6 protein-coding genes are annotated in these 8,916 nt (G+C 62.7%); 4 read left to right on the top strand and 2 right to left on the bottom strand.

The annotated features are described in order from the left end of the window. Positions 1 to 260: 260 nt before the first annotated feature. The 3 genes from A5634_RS05825 (at position 261) to A5634_RS05815 (ending at position 4,930) form a co-directional block, all read left to right on the top strand. The gene (locus A5634_RS05825) at positions 261 to 776 is read left to right on the top strand and encodes a hypothetical protein (protein ID WP_155769378.1); all 516 of its coding nucleotides are present in this window, start codon (positions 261 to 263) and stop codon (positions 774 to 776) included. Further along, positions 737 to 2,842, top strand: a complete 2,106-nt coding sequence (locus tag A5634_RS05820) for a hypothetical protein (protein ID WP_253861492.1) — start codon at positions 737 to 739, stop codon at positions 2,840 to 2,842. Before A5634_RS05825 ends, A5634_RS05820 begins: the two co-directional genes overlap by 40 nt. A gap of 177 nt (positions 2,843 to 3,019) precedes the next feature. Then, positions 3,020 to 4,930, top strand: coding sequence for a hypothetical protein (locus A5634_RS05815; protein ID WP_065143132.1), 1,911 nt, complete (start codon positions 3,020 to 3,022; stop codon positions 4,928 to 4,930). A 16-nt stretch (positions 4,931 to 4,946) separates the two neighbouring features. On the opposite strand, the gene A5634_RS05810 is transcribed toward A5634_RS05815, so the two are convergent. Next, positions 4,947 to 5,603, bottom strand: coding sequence for a class I SAM-dependent methyltransferase (locus tag A5634_RS05810; RefSeq protein ID WP_065143133.1), 657 nt, complete (start codon positions 5,601 to 5,603; stop codon positions 4,947 to 4,949). A 166-nt stretch (positions 5,604 to 5,769) separates the two neighbouring features. On the opposite strand from A5634_RS05810, the gene A5634_RS05805 reads away from it, so the two are divergent. After that, positions 5,770 to 6,543: a hypothetical protein gene (locus tag A5634_RS05805; RefSeq protein ID WP_065143131.1), complete on the top strand. Its 774-nt coding sequence runs from the start codon at positions 5,770 to 5,772 to the stop codon at positions 6,541 to 6,543. A gap of 468 nt (positions 6,544 to 7,011) precedes the next feature. Here the strand turns inward: A5634_RS05805 and A5634_RS28585 are convergent. Continuing rightward, a partial coding sequence (locus A5634_RS28585) for a hypothetical protein (RefSeq protein WP_065143130.1) occupies positions 7,012 to 8,916 on the bottom strand: 1,905 nt, incomplete at its 5' end.

The raw sequence follows: 8,916 nt of genomic DNA, 5'->3' as shown, positions 1-8,916 counted from the left end.
GACCACCACGCTCGATGCCATGCTCGACGAAGTCATTCCCTGGATTGTCAACGCCGTCAACGCTGGGACTATCTGACTCGCATGAATGCCGTCCGCATTTCTTTCAGCAACGTTCATGCTCTGCTTTACGCTGGCCAGACGCTATTTAATGTGCGGAGATGGTCTGTCTACATGAACTTTGAGGCCCGTCCGTTGTTTTCGGTCAGCCTGTACAGCGACAGAAGCATCACAACAGTCGCTGCAGGCCTTGGGAGTTGAACATGAGCTCATCTGCCGCCTTCACCTTCACCGGCCGCTTGATTAGGTTCACCGCGGCTCGCGGCAGCTTGCGAACGGTGCAGAACGTAGCGATGGCCGCCAGCACGCTTCTGCTTGTGGCGTGTGGGGCGCCTGCCCGTATCGAAGCGTCGACTGTGACGGTCACGCAGCACGTCACGGTTCAGTCGACTGCAACTCGGACGGATACGAGTTCCCATGAGCCCCCGCCGGCGGCTAACGAGACCGTCATCGACGACTACGGTGGTTCGCTCAACGTTATCGACCATGACGGCAGGTATTTGCTTTATGTCGACATCATGCCAGGAAAATATCGCAACGCTGGTGGGACAACGTGTTACTGGGCCCGGCTCCATAGCCTGGATGTCAACGACGTGATCGCTGGTGCGCGGAACGACCTGCCCCAGGTAATCGAAATCCACGAAGATGACACTGCGTTCTTAACACGAAACTGTGGAACGTGGCAGATGGTGCACGTTACCGGCGAATGGGATTTTTAATGGCGGTAGACGCCGAAGTTTCGTCAGCAGCGTTGAAAGACGCTGTCATGCAGGCGGGTCCGGTCGACACCACCCGCGGTGAGGTCAAAGGAAACCGGTTCAGTGGTTTCTTCTCGGGAGCGTCGAGAACGCTGCGAAATTGGATCGCGACCACTACGTGGGGCTCCGCCCGTTGGCAAAGAGGCCTCGTCGCCATAATCGTTGGACTCATTTTATGGCCGCAGTCGTCGGTTGAACCGGGCGTGGGGCTCGATCCTTCCTGGCAGGCCGGGCTAGCTATGGCCAGAGCGCAACACCTCGAGTGGGGTCGCGAACTAGTGTTCACGTACGGGCCGCTCGGATTTCTTCGGACGAGCGCGTATTACGCGTTCGATCAGGCTTTGCTCGCTGCCGCGTGCCAGGTTGCGATTATCGCAGTCCTGCTCGCCGCTATTGCGGCCGTCCTGCGGCTGCGACTGTCGCCGATGGCAGCGCTCATAGGTGCGAGTATGACGACGGGCATTGTCACCTTTATGTCGGTCGGACGTGGGTTATCTTTGACGCCCGGTGCTTCCATGGAGATGCTGTACCCAGAACTCGGAGTTTTCGCCGCATTCGTATGGGCAAGCTTAATACTGCTGCAACGGAAGCCCGATCCGTCGAAGGTGTTTACCACATGCCTTGCCCTCGGAGCGGCCGCGGGTCTTGAGCTATTGATTAAGTTCAACTGTGGATTCGCGGTACTGGCGATCGCGCTAACCACGTCGGTGCTTCTTGGCTGGAAGGCCGTCGGTCGGCATACCGCGACGGCGGCGGTATTCATGGCTTCTGCTTTCATCTGTTGGGTGGTGTTCGCCTGGCAGCGACCAAGCGACCTGCTCTCTTGGTTTCAGTCGAGCTTGGCGATCGCATCGGGTTATGCCGACGGAATGTCCGCCTCGCCCCTCCCTCGATGGGGGTTGCCTGCGATTCTGCTGAGTATCGGCTGGATTGCCGCACTTTGCAGAATGTTCGTTCGACGCGTCGCGGGAGTCCCGCGTCGTTACCTGGCGCTCGTCGGCGTCACGACGATGATTGCCGCAAAATCTGCATTAGGGCGTTTCGAGCCCTGGCACGTCGCAATCCTGCTCAGCCTAATCGTCGTTACTTTGGTCATCACACCGTGGCCTCGAAGCCACCGGCGTGCGGCAGGGTTCGCTGCTGTTGCAGTTATCTGGGTGTTCGCCCTTGATCTTGGTCCAGTACCGCATGTCATCGGCCGTGTCTCGTTTTCGTTGTCCGCACCCATACGGGCGATTGACCGCTTGGCCACTTTCGTAATCCCCGGTCACTTCGACAATCGAATCGAGGCAGCCAAGGCGCGCCAGCGCGCGCTGTATGCAGTCCCTGACCGCTTTATCGGCACCATTGGTCCGGGAACCGTTCATATTGACCCTCAAGAGATTTCGGTGGCCTGGGCTTACGATCTGGCGTGGCGGCCCACGATGGTGTTTCAGACGTATCAGGCCCTTACTCCCACGCTTGACGAGCGAAACGGCGACTCACTCGAAAACGGCCCGCAATTCGTGCTGTCTCGCCTCTCGCCGGCCTCTCCCGCCATTGGCCTTGACGGACGGCTCGGCGTGCAAGAATCGCCGAGATATTCGCGCGCACTGTTGTGCGATTTCAAGGTGGACGGCATTGAGGACCGTTGGGCCCTTTTCAGTCACACTGGTCCGCACTGCGGCTCACTGACCAAACTGTTAGAAGTCCCTGTCAAGCAGGATGAGGTCGTGCGCGTTCCGTCCCCGACCGCACCACACAATGCGGTTCTCATGGCAATCGATCTCGATCGGCATCCAAACGACGTACTGTTTCACGGGAAGCTTCTTCCGCTCGGCACTTTCACGCTGGCGGTGGACGGCGTCAAGTATCGCCTGATTGACAAGAACGCGGCAGAACCTTTTCTCATAAGCACCCCTGCACTTGTCGCTGGCACCAATCTGGAGATCCATGCGCGAACGATTAGCGTCGGCCGCAGCGTCGACATCAATCAGCCGCCGCTCACTGCTCGATTGCGCTTCTACGAGATGCGTGTTGGCCCGTAGGTAGAAAAGACGCATGGTGCCGACCTGATGGCGTGGCCCCCATGGGGCTACAGGTGTACAGCCGGATTATGGTCGCGGCAGAACGGCGGATTCGTCGGTGTTCGCCCCAGCCGACTACGAGCCATCTACTTCCGCATTGGTAGTTTGCGGGAGTGGTGCTGACGGGGGGGGGAGCGGGTGCGAACCTTTCGGACCTGGTGTTCGACGACGACGTGGGGTTCGGCTCGTTGGCAGCGTGCCCTGGCGGCGTTTATCACCGCAGTGATCGTTCAACCACAGTGGTCGGTTGACGCAGGAGTAGGGGTGGACCCGTCCTGGGAGGCGGTACTCGCGCTGGCTCCACTGCGCCGTCTCGCCTGGGGGCCGGATCTCGTCTTCACCTACGGCCCGTTGGGGTTTTTGCAGACCGCTTCGTACTACACGTTCGGCCAGTCCGTGCTGGCCTCCATTTATCAGATGGCGGTCGTGGCCGCACTGTTCCTCGGCATCTGCGCCGTGCTACGTCTGCGCTGTGCGCCCATGACGTCGTTGCTCATCGCGTTCGCCGCGACCGCCGCCATCGCGACCCTGCAGGTCACTCATGGAAATTCGCTGGGCTTGATGTACCCCGAACTGGCCATTCTTGCGGCTTTGGCCTGGGCGGCGTTGCCCATGTTGCAAGAGGACCCCAAGCGATCCACGGCGTTGATCACGTGCGTCGTGATCGGCTTGGTCGGTGGACTCCAGTTGCTGGTCAAGTTCAATACCGGCCTCACGCTCTTTGCAGTCGGGTTGGCCGCATCGGTGTTGCTCGGGTGGAAAGCCGTTGGGCGGCACTGCGCAACCGTGATCGCGTTCGCGGCAGCCACCGTTGTCTGCTGGCTGATTGCGGGCCAACAACTGGCGAATCTGTTCGACTGGCTGGGTTCCAGCGCTGCCATCGTGGCGGGATACAACGAGGCACAAGCGATGCCGCTGCCACTGGATGCAATTCCCGCGCTTCTGCTGGCCCTGCTTTGGATAGCCGCGCTTTGCTGGGCGTTTGTACGCGGCGACTCGAAAATCCCGCGCAGGTTCGTCACGCTCGTCGGTGTCGCGACGCTGATCACTGTCAAGAGCGCATTTGGACGTTACGACCTGTGGCACATCAGCATGCTGGTCGGCCTGGTTGTGGTCTCGTTGGTCATAGCCCCGTATCCCAGCATCCGGCTGCGCGGGATCGGGATAGCGACGGTAGTGCTTGCTTTCTTGGTCGCCGGCGGGCCACCGGCACTTCATGATCGCTTCGTAGCCGCGATCGAGGCGCCGGCGCAGTCGGTCGGTCGCCTTCTGACCCTGGCTGTGCCAGGGCGCTTCGAGCAACGCATCGAACAAACCAAGGCACGACAACGTGAGTTCTACGCCGTCCCGGACCACTTCATCACAACCATCGGATCCAGAACAGTTCACGTCGATCCCGTCGACACGACTGTCGTGTGGGCCTACAACCTGGCGTGGCAACCGGCGCCCGTGTTCGCAACCTACTCGTCGTACCTACCCGCACTCGACCAACTAAACAGCGAATCATTAAGTCGGCGAACCGATTTCGTGTTGTCACGCGTATCGACGGCCTCACCCGCCACCGGCATCAACGGCCGTCTTGCCGTGCAGGAATCGCCGCTGTATTCGCGTGCGTTGCTCTGCAATTTCACCGCGGCCGGCGTCGAGAACCGGTGGGCGCTATTTACCCACGGCGCACAGCGCTGCGGTCCGCTCGCGAAGCTGGGGGAGGCCGAGGTTTCCGGGAACGATTCCGTCAAGGTGCCCGCACCAAGCTCACCCGATATGGCGGTGCTGGTAGGAATCGACCTGAACCCGACGATCATCGACCGGTTGTTCCAGGGAACGATCCTTCCGCTAACCACTCCTACCGTCACCCTCGATGGGACCAGTTATCGCCTGATCACCGGTAACGCGGCCGAGCCCTTTCTCGTCAACACCCCGGGTTCGGTTCGCGGCACCAACCTCGAGATTCATGCCCGCACCATCGGTGTTGGTCGTAGCCGGACACTGGGCCAGGAGCCGGCCAGGGCACGGCTGCGGTTCTACGAAATGCGCGTCGCACCCTAAGCCGCCCGGTCAAGCCTCATTTGGTGGGCGACGCCACGCAGGCGTACTGAAGATAGAGGCCGTCGGCAAAGTATCCAAGGCTCAGCACATTGGCTAGCAGCCAAAGACCCCCATAGTGGGCGTTGATGCCTTTGATGCTCACCATGGTGAAGCCGGCGTTCTCGAACATGCGCACCATGCTCTTGCGGGTGAAAAACCGAAGATGAGTGCGGTCAAAGATCCCAAAGTCCTCCTGCGGGAAGTCTTTCCGGAAGATGACCTTGCTCAACGCCGGCAGGAAGCGAATGTTCGGGATCGAGGCGATGACAAGACCGCCCGGGGTGAGCTTGCGTCGCAACTGCTGAAGCGTTGCGCCTGGTTCGACGAGATGCTCCAGCACGTCGTTGCAGGTGATGACGTCGAAGTGAGCGTCGGGCAGCTCGGCGATCCGCTCATCGGCATCCCCGGCGAAAACGCGGTCAAGGACACCGGTCGCCTCGTTGGCCGCGCGCTCGTCGAACTCGATACCCCAGACCTCGGCGCCGGTGACTTCCTTGATCCCGGCGCCGAATGCCCCCTCCGCGCAGCCCAGATCCAGCACGCGTTTGGCCGTCGTTGGCACCAACCGCAGCATCTCCGGCCGAGTGTGGCGGTAGTACATCGTGAGACCGGTGGGCTCTGCCGCTTTACGCATGGGTTCCTGTTCCATCGGGTTAACGGCCCGAGCATATCGTTTCGCAACCTGTCCGACGGGCGGTTCGGGGGACGGCCGGCAGCTGCGCCGGAGCCGCTGCCTGAGATGTCGCCAGTTCGTCCCAAACGGCCGCTGGCGTTTCTGGTCCCCGTGTACGGTTTTTCTCGTGTCGCTCCTTATCACTGTCCCGGTCTTCGGCCAGCACGAGTACACCCATGCCCTGGTCGGCGACCTGGAACGCGAGGGCGCGGAGTACCTGATCGTCGACAACCGCGGTGACTACCCCAAGATCAGCAACGAACGCGTCACCACCCCCGGTAAGAATCTGGGCTGGGCTGGCGGCAGCGAGCGTGGATTTCAGATCGCCTTCTCCGAGGGCTATTCCCACGCAATGACATTGAACAACGACACCCGGATTTCGAAGGGGTTCGTCGCCGGCCTGACCGACCCACGGCTACCGGCGGATGCGGGGATCGTCGGACCGGTGATCGACGATGGTTTCGCCTGCGCGGTGACAGATGAAAAGCCCATTGCGGCTGATTACTGCCCGCGACCTCTCTACCGGACAGTTCCTGCGGTGGAGGGAACAGCGTTGATGATGTCGCGTGAGTGCTGGGACACCGTCGGGGGGATGGACCTGGAGACCTTCGGCCGTTACGGCTGGGGACTGGACCTGCATCTCGCGTTGAGTGCGCGAGAAGCCGGGTACGGCGTGTATACGACGGAAATGGCCTATATCAACCACTTTGGCGGCAAGACCGCCAAAGTTCACTTCGGCCGCCGAAAGTACGAGTGGGGCGCAAGGCTGGCCATGCTGCGCGGACTGGTGCGGCTGCACGGTTGGCGCGCCACGGTAGGCGTGGAGCGCACCTTGCGGCGCGAGGACAGGTGGCACAAGCAAGTGCCGCACGACTATACGACCCACCGGCTCGATGGGTAGCTGACGGCTCTTAAATCCGTCGGCTTGAGGGGCGACTGTTCACGTCCCCAGGTGCGGTGTGAATAGTGGCGTGTCGGTGCCGATGTTGAGGAGCCATCGCGTGAGTCGCTGTGGGGAAACGACACAGAATCCGTACCGTCTGCATCAGACGAATTTAATAAGCTCCGGCTAGCCCGAGCTCGCCTCACCCCGATTCCTCAATCGCCACACCCGCGGCGCGTTCGCGGAAGCCCAAGCCGTCGCGCATCTTGCCGACGCGACGCCGGGCACATCCGGGGCACAGAACCTCATGACACGAGGCGAATAAAGCGGAAACGGCGTAGACGGCGAAGCGCTCGGGCACCAACCTTTCCAACCCGGTCGACGCGTCGCCATTAGTGGCGGGAGCGCACTGTGGACGGGTTGGCGTAGCCGGCTACAAGATGGCGTTTTGTTGCTCAACTTCCCCGAGAATAGTGCATGCCCTAGTTAGAAAGTGACGGGGAAATAATTGATGTTGGGAATTATGCCGCCGAACTGCGACGGTCCCGGCCATGAAAGCAGCAAACCATTGAAAAGGAATCCTGTCTGGCCCGAGCTAACGTTATACATTGTGCCGAAGTACAGCAGCGGATTCCCGAAATGGTAGACAAACCCCCCGGTTTGACCGTCGGGCGTGGGGAGGAAGCTGACTCCTTCCGAAAACAGTGGCACTGATCCGAGGGGCGTGTTAAGGCGAAGACCGAAACTGGTGTACTCGCGGTATATTTCGAAAGGGCCGAGCGGCAGGCTGTAGTTGAACAACGGAGATGTTGAGAAGTCGGTCGGAGTATCGGCGGCCTCTGCCGGACCTATCACTGGCCCCGCTGCTGCGAGGGACGGGGTTACTACAGAATTTGTGGGCGCCACTACGTTGTCGGTCAATGCAATACCTGCAAACCCGGGAATGGCGGTGACGGTGCCTGGTGTCCCGCCAGTTCCGCCGGTTCCAGGCAGCCCTGCCGCGCCAGCGGTTGCGCCGGCTGTGTTGACCGCCGAGGCGTTGCCACCATTGCCGCCGTGGCCGCCGGGGTTGCCGCCTTTACCACCGTCCCCGGCGTGGGTTGTTCCCGCTCCGAAGTTTGTGGCGTCACCGCCACCCCCGCCGGCTCCGCCGCCGGCTCCGCCAGCGCCACCCTTGCCGCCGTCACCGCCGGTTGCGCTGGTGCTGGACCCACCGGCGGTGGCATAGCTGGAGCCGCCGTCCCCGCCTGCTCCGCCGCTACCGCTGGTGCCGGCGCCTCCATTACCGCCATCACCTCCGGTGATGGTTTGACGGTGAACGCCGTCAGCGAAGCCGCCATGCCCGCCGCTGCCGCCGGTGACGCCGTCGCCGCCGTCACCGCCCTTACCGCCCACGACGAAACCGCCATCGGGAGCTGTCGGGCCGGGGTTCACACTGGCCGTACCGCCGTTGCCGCCGGCGCCCCCGATGCCCGAAAATCCTGTGCCCCCGTGGCCGCCGGCGCCGCCGGTCGCACTGGACCGTCCGGTCGCTGAGAAGAAGCCATTGAAGTCGCCGCCGTCGCCGCCGGCGCCGCCGATGGTGCCGTTGCCGCCGTCACCACCGTGGCCGGCGGTGGCGCTGCCGGTAGAGGTGACACCGGTGGCTGTTGCGTAACCGGCGCGGCCGCCGGCGCCGCCAGCGCCGTTCGTGCCGTCACCGCCGTCGCCGCCGTTGCCGCTGACGACATCGCCTAGGCCAATGGTTGCCGCGCCGCCACCGAGGCCCCCGTTCCCTCCGCCTGCGCCGCCATTACCGCCGTGGCCGCCGTTACCGCCGGTCACCATCCCGGCCGATGCCTCGTTGAAGACAATTCCGCCTGAGATCGGTGTGAGTGTGGGTTGGGGGTTGTAGTTAGGGTCGCCACCCGCGCCGCCGTTGCCGCCAACGCCGCTGACGCTGTTACCACCGTCGCCGCCATTGCCTGAGGTCACGTTCCCGGTGCCGGTCAGATAACTGATTGCGACCCCGCTGTTGCCGCCGTCGCCGCCATTGCCGGTGGTCCCGGCGCCGCCATCTCCGCCACCGCCGCTGGCGACGTTCCCAGATCCAGCACCCACTGCGAAACCACCGTCGCCACCGCGTCCACCCGAAACACCGTCACCGCCATGGCCACCGGCTCCGCCTGTGGCGATTCCGGGACCAACATTCAGGCCAGGATCGGCCGGATCGGCGCTTCGGACCTGGCTGAACCCGCCGTTGCCGCCAGCTCCGCCCGAACCGGCGGTGCCTTTGCCACCGCCACCGCCAGCGCCGCCGACCGCGTTCGCGCCGTTAGAACCCGCATCCCCACCCCGGCCGCCCTCGCCGCCGGATGCCCCGTCACCGCCGTGGCCACCGACACCGCCGGC

It is taken from the genome of Mycobacterium asiaticum (genome assembly GCF_001673365.1).
Taxonomy (GTDB): domain Bacteria; phylum Actinomycetota; class Actinomycetes; order Mycobacteriales; family Mycobacteriaceae; genus Mycobacterium; species Mycobacterium asiaticum_A.
The sequence above is the reverse complement of the archived record's forward strand: the minus strand, read 5'-3'. Positions and strand labels throughout refer to the sequence as shown.